The sequence below is a fragment of the Plebeiibacterium marinum genome (assembly GCF_026013615.1).
In the GTDB taxonomy this organism is placed as follows: Bacteria; Bacteroidota; Bacteroidia; order Bacteroidales; family Marinilabiliaceae; genus Saccharicrinis; species Saccharicrinis marinus_A.
The window spans coordinates 98,672-116,605 of the sequence record NZ_JAPDPI010000008.1; the positions used below are offsets into that span (position 1 = coordinate 98,672).

General features: G+C 36.5%; 11 protein-coding genes. 10 read left to right on the plus strand and 1 reads right to left on the minus strand.

Annotated elements, in window-relative coordinates:
* The first annotated feature begins 88 nt into the window (after window positions 1–88).
* From OM074_RS05975 to OM074_RS06020, 10 genes are all read left to right on the plus strand, one after another.
* Window positions 89–2,311: an amino acid permease gene (locus tag OM074_RS05975; protein ID WP_301198448.1), complete on the plus strand. Its 2,223-nt coding sequence runs from the start codon at window positions 89–91 to the stop codon at window positions 2,309–2,311.
* Window positions 2,312–2,321: 10 nt separating this feature from the next.
* Complete coding sequence (locus OM074_RS05980) at window positions 2,322–4,010, plus strand: ArnT family glycosyltransferase (protein ID WP_301198450.1); 1,689 nt, start codon at window positions 2,322–2,324, stop codon at window positions 4,008–4,010.
* Window positions 4,011–4,013: 3 nt separating this feature from the next.
* On the plus strand, window positions 4,014–5,444 hold the full coding sequence (locus tag OM074_RS05985) for a glycosyltransferase (protein ID WP_301198452.1): 1,431 nt from the start codon (window positions 4,014–4,016) through the stop codon (window positions 5,442–5,444).
* Between the two features lie 84 nt (window positions 5,445–5,528).
* A complete protein-coding gene (coaD, locus tag OM074_RS05990) occupies window positions 5,529–6,014 on the plus strand; it encodes a pantetheine-phosphate adenylyltransferase (protein WP_301198454.1) in 486 nt (161 codons plus the stop codon).
* Window positions 6,014–7,471, plus strand: coding sequence for a TlpA family protein disulfide reductase (locus OM074_RS05995; protein ID WP_301198455.1), 1,458 nt, complete (start codon window positions 6,014–6,016; stop codon window positions 7,469–7,471). The genes coaD and OM074_RS05995 overlap by 1 nt, the downstream gene beginning before the upstream one ends.
* A gap of 178 nt (window positions 7,472–7,649) precedes the next feature.
* Window positions 7,650–9,896: a T9SS type B sorting domain-containing protein gene (locus OM074_RS06000; RefSeq protein ID WP_301198457.1), complete on the plus strand. Its 2,247-nt coding sequence runs from the start codon at window positions 7,650–7,652 to the stop codon at window positions 9,894–9,896.
* A gap of 13 nt (window positions 9,897–9,909) precedes the next feature.
* Entirely contained in the window at window positions 9,910–10,815 is a 906-nt protein-coding gene (locus tag OM074_RS06005; RefSeq protein WP_301198458.1) for a PorP/SprF family type IX secretion system membrane protein, read from the plus strand.
* Window positions 10,816–10,818: 3 nt separating this feature from the next.
* Window positions 10,819–12,225, plus strand: coding sequence for a PKD domain-containing protein (locus OM074_RS06010; protein ID WP_301198459.1), 1,407 nt, complete (start codon window positions 10,819–10,821; stop codon window positions 12,223–12,225).
* Between the two features lie 14 nt (window positions 12,226–12,239).
* On the plus strand, window positions 12,240–13,199 hold the full coding sequence (locus tag OM074_RS06015; protein ID WP_301198460.1) for a hypothetical protein: 960 nt from the start codon (window positions 12,240–12,242) through the stop codon (window positions 13,197–13,199).
* Between the two features lie 59 nt (window positions 13,200–13,258).
* On the plus strand, window positions 13,259–16,453 hold the full coding sequence (locus tag OM074_RS06020) for a two-component regulator propeller domain-containing protein (RefSeq protein WP_301198461.1): 3,195 nt from the start codon (window positions 13,259–13,261) through the stop codon (window positions 16,451–16,453).
* 136 nt (window positions 16,454–16,589) lie between these two features.
* On the opposite strand, the gene OM074_RS06025 is transcribed toward OM074_RS06020, so the two are convergent.
* Window positions 16,590–17,792: a thioredoxin family protein gene (locus OM074_RS06025; protein ID WP_301198462.1), complete on the minus strand. Its 1,203-nt coding sequence runs from the start codon at window positions 17,790–17,792 to the stop codon at window positions 16,590–16,592.
* Between the last annotated feature and the right edge of the window lie 142 nt (window positions 17,793–17,934).

The following is a 17,934-nucleotide window of genomic DNA, read 5'->3' on the forward strand; positions in this document are numbered from 1 at the left end:
GATAAGGCCGTACCGGTGTTATAAATAATGAAATGCAATTCTTGTTATAATTTTATACATTTGAGAATCTAAATATAACATCAGAATAATGCAAAAAACACTTTCAAACCCCAATGCAACATTTGGTTCAATGCCTGTTTTTATGACAGCTATTTCAACCATTTTGGGGGCTATATTATTTCTTCGCTTTGGGTGGGCTGTTGGTAATGTTGGTTTTTGGGGTGTGTTAACCATCATTATTGTTGGGCATCTGGTTACCATACCAACCGCATTTGCTGTTGCAGAAATTGCTACTAATCAAAAAGTACAAGGGGGCGGAGCGTATTATATTATATCCAGGTCTTTTGGGCTTAATATCGGAGGTGCAATTGGTATAGCCTTGTATTTGTCGCAAGCAATTAGTGTGGCTTTTTATATTATTGCATTTGGAGAGGCTTTTGATGCTGTGTTGCCTTACCTGTCATATGAAATAGATCCTCTGCTTTTTAAAAAGGTGGTCACCTTAATTATGATGACCTTATTGAGCATTATTGTAGTAATCAGAGGAGCTAACATTGGAATGAAAGCCTTGTATGTTGTTGTTGCCATTTTGTTTCTTTCAATAATCCTCTTTTTTATGGGATCTGCAGATACAGAACCACATACATTGTTATTGAATCACACAGCCGAAAATTCAGAAGGTTTCTTTTATGTGTTTACTATAATTTTTCCTGCTTTTACAGGTATAGCTGCGGGGTTGGGTTTGTCCGGCGATTTAAAAGATCCCAAAAAATCTATACCTAAGGGAACCTTATGGGCAACATTGATAGGAATGGTTGTTTATGTTGGAATTGCATATAAACTAACCATTTCGGCTACGCCTGAAGAACTGGCTGGAGACCAGTTGATAATGCAGCGAATAGCTTTGTGGGGTCCAATTATTCCTATTGGTTTGGCTGCTGCCACGTTATCTTCAGCCATAGGGTCTATTTTAGTAGCGCCTAGAACTTTGCAGGCAATTGGTTTCGATAATATTTTGCCTTATCCCCATATTAATAAATGGTTTGCAAAGGGCAAAGAAAAGGATAATGATCCCGTAAATGGAAGTCTGGTTACCATTGTAATTGCCTATTTTTTTGTAATTATTGGTGATGTTAACTTTGTGGCGCAAATAATATCCATGTTTTTTATGGTGACATATGGGGCTATTTGCTTAATAAGTTTTTTGGAAAATTTTGCGGCAGACCCTTCCTATCGTCCTACTTTTAAGCATAATAAATGGTATTATTCCCTTGCTGGTGCTGTGCTTTCTTTTTGGCTGATGTTTAAAATGAATTTGACATATGCTTTTGTTTCTGTAGTGATTATGGGTGTTATTTATTTGATTATAAGTAAATACAGGCCGGAGAAGAGAGGCTTGGAAAAACTGTTTAAAGGTGTGGTTTTTCAATTAAGCAGACAGATACAAATATTTGTTCAGCAGGCAAATAAAGAAGAGCAGGGATATAACTGGCGGCCCTTTGCTGTTTGTGTTAGTGCAGATTCGTTTGAACGCCAGAGTGCATTTGATTTACTTGGATGGATATCACATAAATATGGATTTGGCACCTACATTCACTATGTTGAAGGTTTTTTGAATACCCAAACATATTATCATTCAAAAAAAACTTTGGAGAGGTTGATTAGCCGTGCCAAGGGCAGTAATACCCGTGTGTATATAGATACAATAATAAGCCCTTCTTATACTTCGGCAATTGCACAGGTAATACAGTTATCTGGTATTTCAGGTAAGGGCAGTAACTTGATATTGTTTGAGTTTCCGAGCGATAAACCAGAGTCCTTAAAAAATGCTCTGGATAATTATATGTTGTTTGATTCATGTAAAATGGATGTCTGTTTTTTAAATACTTCCATAAAAGGGTTTGGTTATAAAAAGGAGATTCATGTATGGATTGGGCGTCATGATTTTCATAATGCAAACCTAATGGTATTGTTGGCATATATAATATTAGGTCATCCCGATTGGCAAAAAGGGTTTATTAAAATCTATTCCCTGGTTCCTGCTAAAGAGGGCAATGAAGAGAGGAAGAAATGGTTAGACAGGATTAAGTCCGGAAGGTTGCCTATTGCTCCGGGTAATGTGCAGATGGTTCCTTTTAGTGAAGGGGACAATAAAGAAAGTATCATTAAAAAACAGAGTCATGATGCAGATTTAACTATAATTGGTTTTTCGTCAGAAGATATCAAGAATGGAACAGAACGTTTTACAAAATATGATAATATGGGCAATATCTTGTTTGTAAATGCATATCGTAAAAAGGAAATTGAATAATTTTTAGTAGATGATACAGGGCAAAAGTCAAAAGAAAATATTATTACAGGGCATATCCCTGGAAGGTTGGTTGGAGAAATGGGCAAGGGCCATCTTTTATGTATTGGCAGCAGGATTCTTGATTTTTAGTTTATTATATTTTAATGCGAGAGCGAGTATTGCCGGCGATGATTCAACTTATATCACAAGGGCGTTAAACTTTTGGCAAACAGGAAAATTCCCTACGTACCAAGGGCCTTTATATCCTATGGTTCTTTCTTTGTTTGTTGGGCTGTTTGGGATGAATTTAATTGTGTTGAAAATATCTAGCCTCATATTTAATTTTATAGCTTTTGTTCTTTTTTTTAAAGCGTATAAGGGACGGGTTTCGTATACAAGTTTGTTTTATGCGTTAGGGATTTTAAGTGTTAGCAACTATTTTCTTTTCTTTTCCAGTCAAACATTTTCTGAGGCATTTTTTATGATGCTGCAGGCTTTCTTTTTTGTATTGGTTTTTAAGTATGTGGATAAGAATCAGGGTGCTGATCTGAAGTATTCAAAACATGAAATACAGGATGTTGGGTTAATTGTTCTGTTTGCCGGGTTGATGTTTATTACAAGGACAATCGGTTTTGGTGCAGTTTTGGCCTTGGTAATATTTTTTCTTGTGTATGGGCAATATAAACGGGCTGTTGTTGTTTTATTGGGTTTTGTTTTATTGGTTATGTTGTTTGTGGGGATAAAAAGTGTTTTTTGGGATTTGCCAAGTAATAAAGGGATGCAAACTGCTCAATTGCTTAATAAAAATCCTTATGATAGCAGTAAGGGGAAAGAGGATGTTGCAGGTTTTGTACAACGGTTTAAGGATAATTCAAACCTCTATCTATCGAAGCATTTTATGCGTATTGTTGGTTTTAAGGCGATTAGTAAAAACACCATAAACCCCGCAATAACCATCATGTTGTATGTTGTTTTCTTATTAGGGTTTTTTTGGTTTCCCAAGAGGAATAAATATTTGTTTTTTACAGCAGTGTATCTGGCAATAATGTTGGGGATTACCTTTTTTTCTCTCCAACGGCTATGGGATCAGTGCCGGTTAATTATTCCCCTTGTACCCTTTGTCTTGTTGTTTCTTGTGAGTGTTGTGTTTCAGGTTTCAAAAGAAAAAAACAACAAGATTATTATTTGGATATTGCCATTGTTTTTATGTGTTTCTTTGGGATTCAGTTTAAAGAGGGGAGTTGAAACAATTGATCTTGAAACATTGTCGAAAAATATTAGAGGAGACAAGCTTGCCGGTTTTACTCCGGATTGGGTAAGTTATTTGCAGATGGTTGATTATGTGGAAAGAAATTTGGGTGAGGATAGTATCTATGTAGCCTGTCGGAAACCTAATATTGCAAGAATTTATGGCAAGGGTAGAAAGTTTTATGGAGTGTACCGGATACCCGAGGGAGATGCTGTGGAGTTGGTTCGTCACCTTAAAAGAAATAAAATTACCCATATAATGATGGCGAGTTTGCGAAAAACTCCTCAGCAGTACACAGGAGAGACTATTAATACCATAAAAAGATATATGTCAGTAGTGGTAAATGAGTACCCTGAAATTTTTAAATTAGAAAAAATGTATGGAGATGAGGAACCATGTTATTTGTTTAAAATTGATTATTCGCAATTAGATAACCAGTTGGAATTAAATTCAACAGTTGAAGGAAAATAGATCATGCAATTATATAGTGCCGAAATAAAAGAATATTGGGAAGCATTTGCCCATAAGTGGGTTAAGTACAGAAAGAAACGATCTTACTACTGGAATTTTATATCTAAGTATTGTAATTATTTTATTCATCCTGAAAGTTCTATCCTGGAAGTCGGGTGTGGGAGTGGTGATTTGTTGGACTCAATCAAGGGCAGGGCTAAAACGGGGGTCGACTTTTCTCCTGCAATGATAGCGCTTGCGAAAAAACGTTTTCCAGATATTTCATTTTTTGAAATGGCAGCCGAAGAAATTGAGCTGGATCAGAAGTTTGATGTGATTGTGATGTCGAACCTGATTGGGGTGCTGTCTGATATAGAGCAGGTGTTGAATAAGTTACATGGTGTTTCTCATGAGAAAACGAGGCTTATTGTAACTTATTATAATAGAATGTGGGAGCCTGTTATACGATTTGCCGAATTTATTAGGATCAAGCGAAAATCACCAGTGCAAAACTGGTTGTCGAGTCAGGATATACAAAATTTACTTTATCTGGCAGGTTTTGAAACCTATAAGGAGAACAGGAATATGTTTCTGCCCTATAATATTCCGATGGTGTCAGGCTTTGTCAATCGTTTTGTAAGCAGGTTGCCGTTGTTGAACAGACTTGGGTTAAATCATTTCGTTTTTGCCCGTCCTATTCCTGAAACATTAACTCCGGAACAAGCTGATTCAAAGTATACAACTTCAGTTGTTATTCCTGCCAGGAATGAAAGCGGAAATATAGAACAGGCCATATTAAGAATGCCCCAATTTGGTAAAGGGTTGGAAATAATTTTTGTAGAGGGAAATTCGACTGATGATACCTGGGAAACCATCCAAAAAATCCGGGAAAAATATAAGGATACGCACAATATTAAAATAATGCAGCAGGATGGCAAAGGGAAAGGGGATGCAGTACGTAAGGGATATGCGGCTGCTACTGGCGATATTTTGATGATCCTGGATGCGGATTTAACAGTGCCACCTGAGGACTTACCTAAGTTTTATAATGCCATAACCACCGGGAAGGGGGAATTTATAAATGGTGTTCGACTGGTTTATCCAATGGAGAAGAATGCCATGAGGCCTCTTAATATGATAGGGAATCACTTTTTTAGTAAATTGTTCAGCTATATTCTTGAGCGGCCTATCAAGGATACGCTTTGCGGAACTAAGGTTATGTTTAGGCGTGATTATGAAAAATTGGCTGTCAACAGGAAATTCTTTGGGGAGTTTGATCCTTTTGGAGATTTTGATTTGTTGTTTGGAGCCTATAAGCTAAATCTGAAAATTATCGATTTGCCGATTCGATATCGGGAGCGAAAGTATGGAGACACTAATATAAGCCGGTTTAAGCATGGGCTGATATTACTCCGTATGGCATCTTTTGCGGCATTAAAAATTAAGTTTTGGTAGTCTGGGTTTTGTGTGCTGAAAGTATTTTTACAACTTTAAGGCCTGATTTGAATTTTAGCCCTGGGCTAAATAATATTTGAGAGAATGAAGCGTGTTGCGATATTTCCTGGATCGTTTGATCCGTTTACTATTGGTCATGAAAATATTGTCCACAGGGCAGTAGACTTGTTTGATGAAATTATTATTGGCATTGGATATAATGCTCAAAAAAAGGATTTTTACCCTGTTGAGAAAAGGGTTGAATGGGTTGAGTATTTGTTTAATGATGAACCTAAAGTAAAAGTGGATAAATATGAGGGGCTGACAGTTGACTTTGCTAAAAAGCTTGATGCAGGCTATATTTTGCGAGGGATACGTACTGCTGCAGATTTTGAATACGAAAGAGCCATAGCACAGGTGAATAAAGCAATGAGTGGTATTGAGTCGGTTTTTTTGCTGACCACACCGGAGCATACACCCGTTAACTCATCTATTGTGAGGGATATTATCAGGCATAATGGAGATGCCAGTAAATTCATTCCTGAAAAGATCAGGGAAAAGATGGATAATTATAAGTTGGATCATAAGTAATGAGATATATAATTGTCTTTTTTTTGTTTGCGGTTGCACAGTGGGTTGGGGCAGAAAGAATAGATAGCGTTACTATTTATGGAAATGCTCCGGAGTACGCAAGTATGAACCTTACTGTACAATATCAGAGTAATTATATTACACGTGACTTTAAAGATTTAAGGACTTTTAGGGTTCAAAAGACTGGGGATTTTTCTGTTTCATTTGAAGTTAAAGATGTTACCAGGATATATATCAACCTGGGAGAAATGCAAGGGCACCTGCTTGTTGAGCCGGGACAGGCCTATAATGTTGTTTTGCCACATTATAAACCTTTGCGAGAAGAGAATAAAATGAATCCGTTTTTTATGCCAGAGCCGGTTTTGTTAGGTGTAAAAGATAATAGTGGGGTGGATATTAATAGAAATGTGCAGAATTTTGATTTGTATTACAATCAGAAGTTTGCCGATAATATAAAAAAGATTGTACTGACCAATAATAAAAAACTAGCCTATCAAATTATTGAAGAGTCTGAAGAACAGTTTCCAGCTTCAGAAGATAGCTGGTTTCAGAAATATAAAAACTATAGCTATATTAACCTTAGGAATTTTATTGATTCGAGTAATAAAAGAAAACTGATAGATGAGAACTTCAGCAACAAGCCTGTACAATATACTTTAGATCCCTACTGGGATGCTTTTAACCAGGTATTTTCCAATTTCTTTTATTCATATTTCAATTCCAAACAAGGAGAGAATGTAAAAGCAATCTGGCCCAATGTGGAATCTTTTGATAGTTTGGCTGTAGCTTTTGGCAAAGATTCGCTTTTTTATAACCGGACGCTTACTGAACTTGTGGTTATTAAGGGCTTGTATGACAGCTTTTATTCAGGCAATTATAATAAAGAAAAAATTATTACCCTGATGAAAAGGGCTACAGAGGAATGTGAAGGTGAAGAGAATAAAGAAATTGCTGGAAATATATTTCATAAGTTTACCAAACTGCGGGTAGGGGTACTTGCTCCGGGGTTTACCTTAACCACCTTGTCAGGTAAAAGTAGGGAGCTGAAAGATTTTAATGGTAAGTTTATCTACCTGAATTTTGCAAATACAGAGAATTTTGCCTGTAAAAAAGATTTTCAGATCCTGAGTCAGTTTGCCGAGATGTATAAGCGTGACATGGTTATAGTTACGGTTTTAACGGATGAAGATCCTGATAAAGCTTATGAGTTTGTGAGGAAGAATAAGTACAAATGGACATTCCTGCATTTTTCGCATAATGCCAAGGTGCTGCTCGATTATGATATTAAAGCATTTCCTACTTACTACCTTATCGATCCGGAAGGAAATCTGGTTTTTGCACCTGCTCCTGCCCCTGAAGAAAACTTTGCGCCCATGTTTTCTGAAACGTACAACGAGTGGCGCTATAAAAAAATGAGGAAGGACAAGCCTAAGGCTCGTACCATTTATGATTTGTAATACAGAAGCATAATATATGTATTGGTAAATAAGCCTTGAAATCAATAGCTGTATTATTTTTTTTGATAAATGGGTAAAATCATTGCGTTAATTAGTGTTTTGTGTAGATGTAAGGGCGTAATTTTCTCCTGCAAAATGATTATGTTTGTATAGTTTGAATTTTGCTATACCATAGTCTATGAAAATATTACCTCACGTCGTACTCTTTTTGTTCTTATTTTCTTCGAACCTTGTATTTGCTCAAGATCCTCCTACAGTTACTATTGTTAGTGAGAATGCTGAGTATTGTGAGAGTGGAACAGCTAATGTAGAGGTTGAGTTTACAGGAACACCTCCTTTTGCCTTGTATTATGAAATAGGAGGGGATTACCAGCCTGTGGGATTTAATGAAAGCACGGGTTTACAGACAATATCGACTTATGATTATTCTTTCTCGGTAACTCAGAGTACAACCGATGATGTGAATATTTTAAGAGTTTATGATAATAATTATCAGATAGATCCGCAGAATCACTCCACTAAGTTAAACTCTGGTTCAGATCAAGTATTTGGCTCAATGAATATTGAAATATTTCAAATGCCCTCTCCTAATGCAGGGCCTGATAAAATAATTGAAAATAACAACGGGATTTGTGGGTATGAATATCAATTACAGGGGATTGTGTCCGATGAGGTGAATCACGATATTTCATGGAATCTATTGTCAGGAGAGGGAACTTATGACGATATAACTTCTCCAACGCCTATTTTTACAAAAACATTAGAAGGTCGATTAACTTTTATCTTAACAGAACAAAACGGAGCTTGTATCGCCACAGATGATGTTGTGGTGGATTTTCTTGGGAGTCCTACGGCAGCTATTGTTTCGGGGGGTGAGTATAAGTTTTGTTCAACTGATGGCATAGAAGATAATGCCAGTTTTACTATTGAGTTTACTGGTAACGCCCCGTTTGATTATACGATAAATAGCGATGCAGAAAAAACTTCTGCAGTATCAGATTATGCAGTTGAGTATCCTGTGAGCACCACACAAACACTAGCGCTAACAAAAGTAACTGATGTTTATGGATGTGAGGCAAGTAGTATAAGCGGAGAACAAGTAGTTACAGACCTAAAACCAAATACCTTTGCCGGGGATAATGATGTGGCTTGTGGTAAGGATTTTGCGCTTGAGGCTACTGCTTCTGTTGGTGCAACAGGGGTCTGGTCAACTATTACACCCGGAGTTAGTTTTGGTGATGGACAAGAAATAAACCCTAATGCAGTTGTAACTTCTGCGGATTTTCAAGTGGCTAATTTAACATGGACGGAAACAAGTAATGAAATGAGTTGTGTAAGTTCTGCTGAAGTTACAATTCGATTTGCAGAACCTCCAGCCTTGTTATTAAATGATACAGAGGATGTGATCTGTGAAGGTAGTTCAACTATATTGAATTATGAAGTTAGTGGTAATGAACCATTAATAGTAGATTACAACGATGGAGTAAATTTGTTTACGGAAGGAGGTTTGGCTGAAGGAAATAAAACTCTTGAATTATCTCCTGAGTTTAATACGGGTTCCAATTTGCAAAGCCTTACAGAATATAAATTTTCCCGGATAACAGGAACCTATGGTTGTGAAGCTAGTTATTCTGATGTGGTTTACAATGTTTATATCGACAAAATGCCTTCACCAAATGCAGGTATTGATCTTGTTGATTTGTGCGAAAGAGAAATTATGCTCGATGCAGAACCGTCAATAGGTGTTGGGAATTGGGAGCCTGATATGGATGGCGAATTTTTAGATAGTGCTGATCCCTATACCACTTTTACAGCTTATGAATCAAAAATATATAACCTAAAATGGGTTGAAACAAATGGGCAATGTAGTTCTATAGATGAGGTTTCGCTTGAGGTATTGCCTTCCCCATTTCCAGTAGAAGCAGGTCGTGATACCACCATATATGCTATGGATAATATGCAGTTATATGCAACTCCTTTAACAGAAGGTACTGGGGTTTGGTCTTTGTTGGAAGGAGAAGCTAATATTGAAAATCCGGAAGATCCGAAGTCTGTTGTTTCGGGGATGAAACCGGGGCTGTACAGGTTTTTATGGTCAGCAACCCCTACAGAAGGGAATTGTGATCCAGAAACAAAAGAGGTTGAAATTACAATGAGGGAGTTGTTTCAAACTTCAGGATTTTCACCTAATGGAGATGCCCTAAATGAAACCTTTAAGATTCTTGGTGCTGAAAACTTAACCAATACAAAATTGACAGTGTTTGACAGGTACGGGAAAGAGGTTTATAGTGTCGAAAACTATCAGAACAATTGGAATGGAATTGATAAAGGAGGTTCGAAATTGACACAAGGGGTTTACTATTATATTTTCGATGCAGATGAATTGAGCGAGCCTGTTAAAAAGTATTTGGTTATTAAGTATTAAACACACACTATATATGAAGTATTTTTTTATTGCAATTTGCTTACTTGTTACATTTTCCATTGATGCACAACGGGAAATAATAATGAGTCAGTATATGTATAATCGCTATAATATAAATCCTGCATTCGGAGGATCCCATGATGTTATGTCGGTATTTGGCTCTTATAGAAAACAATGGATGGGATTTGAAGAATCACCGGCAAGTGCGTTGTTTACAATTCATTCTCCCTTGAAGAATGAAAAAGTTGGATTGGGAGCGCAGATATTTAATGAGAGTTATGCTATTGCTTCTAATACAGGATTTAATATTTCGTATGCTTATCGTTTGGGTTTAAAGAATAATAAGAAATTAGCGTTAGGTGTTTCTGCTGGATATATAAACTATAAGTCAAACTGGGGAGAGGCAGATGTAGTTGATATGCAGGATCCCGCCTTTGCTGCGACCGAGCAAACATCTGCTCCACTATTTGGTTTTGGGGCTGCACTTTATGATTCAAAATTCTTTGCAGGTGTGTCAGTTCCTACCTTTTTGTATCACGATAGGTTTATAACAGGAGACAATTCAGTTGATTTTAATAAAATAGATTATTTGGTAACTGCCGGGTATTTGTTTGAGTTGTCAGAAAATGTTTCGGTACAGCCTTCTGCCTTGCTTAGGGTTAATTTAGACCAGGAAACCTTTGTTGATGTTAGTGCTACAGCCATTTTGTTACGTTCTTTAATGATTGGAGCTTCCTATAGAACGGTAGGTGATATTGTAGGAATATTGGGTTATCAGATCACTCCTCAGTTCCGTTTTACCTATAGCCTGGATTATAGCGTTGAGTCAATTGGTTCCTATAATAATGGCACACATGAGGTAGCGTTGCAGTTCGACTTTGGTTATAAGATTAATTCTCCAAACCCAAAATTCTTTTAGGATATGAAGCAGATTTCAAATTTTATAATAGCATTTGTTAGTTTGTTTGTAATGCAGAATGGAACTGCACAACAAGTTGAAGTAAAACCGCTTCCTACTAACAGTGAGCTTAAAAATGATTTTGCGCCATTTGTTATTGATTCCTGTTTGTATTTTGCAAGTAACAGAAAACATGAATTAATTAAAACTTATCTCGACCAAAACAACGAAGGGTTGTATCGTATCTATGAATCGGATGTACTGCTAAATGATGATTTTGGAAAAGAAGAAGTCGTTAATTCTGAAAAACTGTGCAAGTTAAACACATCATCCATTTGCTTTAGTGAAGATAAAAGCCGGATATTTATTACGCAGAATCAGTATACAACAATTCAGCGTAGTAAAGGAAGAGAAAACCTGTTGGGAATATTTGTAATTGAAAATAATGATGGAAAATGGGGGCGGCCTTCATCATTTCCATACAATTCACGAAGGAGTTTCTCCAATGGGCAAGTAACTGCCTCTCCTGATGGGAACACTATTTTTTATGTGTCAAACCAGGATGGCGGATATGGAAAAACAGATATATATCAGTCAACATTTAAGGATGGGGAGTGGACAGAACCGGTGAACCTGGGTGAAAAAGTGAATACTTCAGGAAATGAACTATTTCCTTTTTATCACCATTCTGGCAAACTATATTTCTCATCAGATGAGCATAATTCAATTGGAGGTTTAGACATTTTCTATACTTCATGGAATGGGAATGAATGGTCGGAGCCGGTTCAACTCGATGAACCTATAAATTCGACCAAAAATGATTTTTCCTGTTATATTTATCCGGGCGAAACCGAAGGTTTTTTTGCGTCAGATAGAAATGGGACAGATGATATCTTCCAATTCTCTAATCCCTATCCTACTTTCCCGAATGCCAAAACCCAGGTGGATGATAATTACTGCTTTACTTTGTTTGAGAATGGGCCGTTTAAATCTGACACTTTGCCCTATAAGTATAAATGGTATTTTGGAGATGGAGAATCAGCTGATGGTCTGGAAGTGCGACACTGTTTTCCCGGAGCCGGGATGTACAATGTCCATTTAAGCGTAGTAGATACCTTGGCAAAGGTAGATTTATTTACTGTTGCCCAATATGAACTAGAGTTAAAACAAACACAACAAGTTTATATTTCCTGCCCCGACACCGTACAGATTAATACTCCGGTTACTTTTTCTGCAGCTAATTCTGTACTCAAAGATTTTAAGCCGGCGCAATATTATTGGAGTTTAGGTGAGAATAATCGGGCAAAAGGTGTAACAATTAACTATGTTTTTCGAAAAAAGGGAATATATAATATTGAGTGTGGAGTAATTTCTGTAGATGATCATACCGAAAAAATGGCTTCCACACGTCAAATTGTAGTAAAAGAATAAATAAAACGAACTATATGCAACGCAACATTCTATTGTTTTTTTTGGTACTGTCTTCATTAAAATTAATTGCCCAACCGGTACCTGCGGTGGATGAAAATATTCCGCACCTGGTTACTTTCGGAAAAGAAGGAGATAAGGCCTGGGGGGATAATGATTTTACTCAAATTATTTTTTATTCTGTACCTAAAGATCATACCGAACCTATCTATATTAGGGTATTTGATCCTGATGTAGGCGGAACTGTTGATGAGCAAAAGGGAGAGTGGGACAGCCGTATGAAATACAGTATTTATGGAGGTGAAGGAGCTTGTTCGAATGATGATGCCAAAAAGATTAACCTAAGTGGTAATTTTAAAAGTGGCACTTTGTTAGGAACCAAATCTTTTACCGAAAACGAAAGGTATGATGGTAAATGGTATACTTTTGGTCCGTTCAATCCTACTGAAGGCGAGTATTTGCCGGATTATGGAGGTTATATTATAAAGGTAGTTATAGAGGGCGTTGATGGTGATGACGGGAATTTGTACCGTCTGTTCATGAGCCAGCTGCCTACCGAAAACCAACAGGTTGAAGGGGCTTTTGCCTTTTATTTCAGGTATAAATTCAGGTTGCATGATGATGTAAATGAAATCTCGCATATCTATCCTTTTATAGATGAAAATGTTTTGGCAATTAAGCAAACTAATTTCGACTGGGATAACGATGGCTTTATCCGGATCATATCAGTAGCAAAAAATGGGGAATTCCTAAAGGTTTCTGGAGATAATGACTGGAGTGAAAGTTTGCATGAAGTGCATCCTAATGAAAAGAATACGTCGTATGATATTCAGTTAATTAAAAAGAAAACAGCAAAGATCAAGAGTAATAATGTTGTGATATTTTTGAAAAATCAATATGACGAGCTGATGCCGTTTTATAGTGTTCCTATTGGGGGTATCCCAAAGTATAAATATAGTATAGGTATAAAGCCTTAGTTGTTTATTGCTTAACCCCCTGTTAATAGTTTACCGGAAGCTCAAATTATTGATATTTTATGGTTTTAGATAAAATTAAACGCCTGCATTTATTATTCATAGTATTATTTTTTCAAGTTTTTAGCCTTGTCAATGCGCAATCTTTCGATTTTAAGAGTTTTGACTCAGACATGGGCCTGCCACAGAACTTTGTTTACTGTTTAACACAGGATCACAATGGATATTTGTGGATTGGAACTGGCGAAGGACTTGTTCGATACGATGGGATTAACTTTGTTACTTATACCCAAAATGATTCTTTAGCATCTGATTTTGTTCATTCTCTTTACGTAGATACCCAAGGTACTTTGTGGGTGGGGCATGAAAATGGAACTTTGTCCTATCGCGATGCTGACGGTTTTCATAAGGTGATACCGGAGGAGAGAGCTACTAGTTGGATCAAGGATATATGCCAGGATGAAGTTGGTAATATATGGGCTACAGTACAAAATAATGGGGTGCTGAAAATATCAGAAAACAAAAAGATTACGACGTTTTTCGACAGGGATTTGTTTGGGGATAAGAATTATTATTCTCTTGAAAGTATTGATCAGTTTCATGTGTTGTTGGGGACTTCAGATGGGTTGTTTATTTTAAGGGTGAGCCCTGAAAGTGAAGCCGTTTCTATGACAGAAGTCGAAGATGTACCACCAACTGCTATTAATTCAGTTATAAAACGCAGGGCTATTGAGGGTGAGTATTGGATTGCTACTGAGGATGAGGGCTTTTATTTGTTTACCTATGATAGTAAAGAAGCAAAGCATTTTGCCAACAACAAGCTTTGCATCCAGTTTGATGTAGACCATGAAAATATCCTGGATATTTTTGAAGAGAGGGACGGAAACCTTATGTTGGCAACATGGGGGAGCGGGGTAATCAAATTGTTTTGGGATGATGCCACGCAAAGCTTTACGGAGTCGTTTAATTTTTCAACAGAGAATGGCCTTAACCATGATTTTATAAAAAAAATATTGGCCGACAGGGAAAATAATTATTGGTTTGCTACTTATGGAGGGGGCGTATCTGTTTTGCTTAATGAGTGCTTTATTCATTATGATCTTGAAAATATTGGCTTTAAACAGAGTAAGGCGGTTTCTGTATTAACCCTTAATAATAATCTTTGGATTGGATTAGATAACGGGATTTTACGGACAGATCAATTTTGTTTTGCTGATCATGAGTTTTATGATGAAGAGCTGGGTATTCCAACCGACAGGATTAATAGTTTTGAATATGATGATGATGGTGTTTTGTGGGTTGCTTCTGCAAACAAGGGTTTGTATTATCGAAAACCTAATGATTTAAGGTTTAAAAGATATAATTACTCAAAATCTATTATTGGTAATCGTATCAATGATATGGCCATATTGGAGTCTAAAATATATCTTGCTACTAGTGGAGGTTTTTATGTGCTGGATTCAAAAACAGATAAGGTAACTCGTTATACAACAGAAGATAGGTTGCCTCATAACAATATTAATTTTGTATATATAGACCGAAATAATAAAGTTTGGATCGGTCCAAAATCCAGTGGTATTTGCATGCTTGATTCAGCAAATATTGAGGTTCACAAAATTTCTCGTGCGCCTATCAATGTCTCCGGGATGACGGAAGATGCAGATGGGAATATTTGGCTATCAACAGTAGGAAAAGGAATTATTGAATACACTGACTCTATCAAGCAGATTGATGTTAGTGAGGGATTAGCCAAAAACTATTGTTACGATATTATTTGTGATAAAAATAACCGCCTATGGGTTTGTCATCAGCCAGGGATAAGCTCAATAGATCTGAACACCATGCAGATTAAGAATATGGGTTTTAAAGATAAAATGGGTGGAGATTTTTACCGTTTATGGGAGGATAAGGAGAAAAGCATCTGGTTTGCATCCAGCCATGGGGTGGTAAAATATTTTCCTGACAGGGATAGAAAGAATGATGTTGCCCCTATGTTAAACTTCACGAACATTAAAATTGCTGGTGTAGAGTACCCTCTAAACAAGCCAATTGTTCTGGATTATCCATATCGAATTCCTAATTATAGGTTCCGTTTTGAGTTTACAGGTATTAGTTTTAAGGATCCTTTGGCGGTTACTTATCAATATAAGATGATTGAGGAGGGAGAAGAGGATAATAATGAATGGGTTGATCTGGGGTATACTAATTATCGTGAGTATGAGTTTCTTCCTTCGGGTAAATATAAATTGCAGTTGAGAGCGTTTAATGCCGATGGGGTTGTAAATACAAAGCCTATCTCTGTGTCAATTGAAATTAAGTATCCTTTTTGGAGAAAAGCCTGGTTCATTTTAGTCTGTATAGTCCTTTGTGTAATCCTGTTTTATCTGATAATGAAATTCAGGATGAGGGCTCTTAGAAAGAGAAATGAAGCTCTTGCCAGGGAGGTTGCTGCCCAAACTGTTGAAATTCGATCGCAAAAGAATGAATTGGAAAAGAAAAACCAGGATATTACCGCTAGTATTAATTATGCTAAACGTATCCAGAAATCAATATTGCCACAGGTTGATACCTTAAAAACCACGTTTCCTGAGTCGTTTATATTTTTTGCACCGCGGGACATTGTAAGTGGTGATTTTTATTGGTTTAACCGGAGCAAAGATTTGTTTACCTTATGTTGTGCAGATTGTACAGGACATGGGGTTCCTGGGGCATTTATGTCAATGATTGGATCTACTTTATTAAATGATATTTATAAACTTGAGGATGTTAACACACCTGCCGATATACTAGAAAGGCTTGATAATGATATTCGTATTTTGCTTCAAACCGAAGGTGATGATCAAGCTAAAGATGGTATGGATATTTCGGTGATCCAGATTAATATGTCTACCGGGAAAGTGGTGCTCGCTTCAGCTAAGCGTCCGGTTTATTTGTTTATTAATAATGAACTGACAGTTTATAATGGAACTCGTAGGAGTATTGGCGACGATGAGCTGGCCTCAGAAACAACGTTTGTAAATTATGAGTATGAATGTTCAAAAGGTGATTCTATCTATTTGTTTTCTGATGGCTATCCAGATCAGTTTGGAGGTGCGAAAGGAAAGAAAATGATGAAGGTTGGTGTGAAAAGGTTGCTTGAAGAAATCCATCAAAAGCCAATGGAAAAACAAGGGGAATTGGTTAGGGATAACTTCATGAATTGGATGGGTGAACTGGAGCAGGTTGATGATGTGCTGTTTATGGGATTGAGGTTGTAATAGTGATATTTATAGGTTTATACGAGCCAAGGGATATAGCCGGAATGGTATTGTTATTATAGTTTTAACTCCTTGGAAGGCATATAAAAAGCCATCCCATATTATTGAGATGGCTGAGTTTGTTCGGTAATGTATGCTAATTGCTTTTTAAGCTGTCCTTAAATCGCTGCAGTTCTTTTGTGTAAAATCCTAATTGTTCATGTTTGTTTTTCTGGGCAATATCTATTGCTATTTCTTCATATTTAATTGCGTCTTCAATATTACCTAAATCAAAAAGAATATGAGCGTATGTGTCGTTAAAAAAGTGATTGTCAGGCCAACTCTTGCATGTAGACTCGGAGTAAGGTTTTATAAGCTCTAGAGCATCTTTATTGGGCGAATCTTTTTGCATTTTGTAAATCTGCCAGCATAAATCATTTAAAGCTATTGGTTTGATGTTCGCTTTTGATAGATACTCTTTTGCTTTTGAGATAAAAATAGTCATATTTTCAGGGTTGTTGCTACGTCTGCAATCACTAAATGCCTTAAAGAAATCGTTACGTAATTTGAAAGTTTTATATAGTTCGGCGTCAACAAGAGCAAGTGAGTCAATTTTTTCCGGATTATCCCTATGTTTATAGCTGTAGAATCCAAAGCCGCTTAATATCTTGTTTTCAACATCTTCTTTTCCTACTAACTCTTCAAACTCTTCTCTGTGCTCCAGTACAAATTTAAATTGGGGATTATCCAGGTCTTGCACAAATCTATTTATTAAGTTCCATGATTCTTCTGATATTTTTTTGTCCGCAGTTAGGGTAGTAAAATAGTCGTTTAGTAGATTGTCTTTATTTTCTGCGCCAGGATAAGCTTGTAAATATTGGGTTATGACTTCTGCTGTTCTGTCGCCCTGGTCTAATTTGGTTTTAAAATACCTGAAATTTTTTGAGTCATCTAACGCTGTTTTACCTAGTTCAATAACGCTATTTGCATCCCCTGCGCCAAGTTGTGCATGAATGATTTCCCCATCCGAATCTAAGAATAGTAAAGTAGGAAAAGCCTGTATTTTATACTTTTCCATGATATTGGCTCCTTCGGTTGATTCCATATCAAATTTTACGTTGATGAAATGACTGTTGTAAAACTCACCAACTTCTTTTTGTGGAAATACATTTTTTGCCAATTGTTTACAGGGGCCGCACCATTTTGTATAGCAATCGATGAATACAGGTTTCTTAAGCTTTTCTGACTTCTTCAGAATGTCTGACAAAAGGGAATCGTGGCTGAAAATAATGCCTTGTTCCTGGGCAAATAATGCATAGCTGAATGTAATCAGCATGGATAATAATGCTATTTTCTTCATTTTGAAAGTTTAATTTTTGATATTATGAAGATTCAGAATATCAAATGGTTATCATTTAACTAAATATTTAGTTTAAATATAGCTAAATAATTTTCAATCGGAACAAAGAATGATAGAAAATGTAATAAATAAAAAAAGCCAC

Coding starts and splice junctions, on each gene's coding strand:
- OM074_RS05975 (WP_301198448.1), top strand. CDS start 89: ATGCAAAAAACACTTTCAAACCCCAATGCAACATTTGGTTCAATGCCT.
- OM074_RS05980 (WP_301198450.1), top strand. CDS start 2,322: ATGATACAGGGCAAAAGTCAAAAGAAAATATTATTACAGGGCATATCC.
- OM074_RS05985 (WP_301198452.1), top strand. CDS start 4,014: ATGCAATTATATAGTGCCGAAATAAAAGAATATTGGGAAGCATTTGCC.
- coaD (WP_301198454.1), top strand. CDS start 5,529: ATGAAGCGTGTTGCGATATTTCCTGGATCGTTTGATCCGTTTACTATT.
- OM074_RS05995 (WP_301198455.1), top strand. CDS start 6,014: ATGAGATATATAATTGTCTTTTTTTTGTTTGCGGTTGCACAGTGGGTT.
- OM074_RS06000 (WP_301198457.1), top strand. CDS start 7,650: ATGAAAATATTACCTCACGTCGTACTCTTTTTGTTCTTATTTTCTTCG.
- OM074_RS06005 (WP_301198458.1), top strand. CDS start 9,910: ATGAAGTATTTTTTTATTGCAATTTGCTTACTTGTTACATTTTCCATT.
- OM074_RS06010 (WP_301198459.1), top strand. CDS start 10,819: ATGAAGCAGATTTCAAATTTTATAATAGCATTTGTTAGTTTGTTTGTA.
- OM074_RS06015 (WP_301198460.1), top strand. CDS start 12,240: ATGCAACGCAACATTCTATTGTTTTTTTTGGTACTGTCTTCATTAAAA.
- OM074_RS06020 (WP_301198461.1), top strand. CDS start 13,259: ATGGTTTTAGATAAAATTAAACGCCTGCATTTATTATTCATAGTATTA.
- OM074_RS06025 (WP_301198462.1), bottom strand. CDS start 17,792: ATGAAGAAAATAGCATTATTATCCATGCTGATTACATTCAGCTATGCA.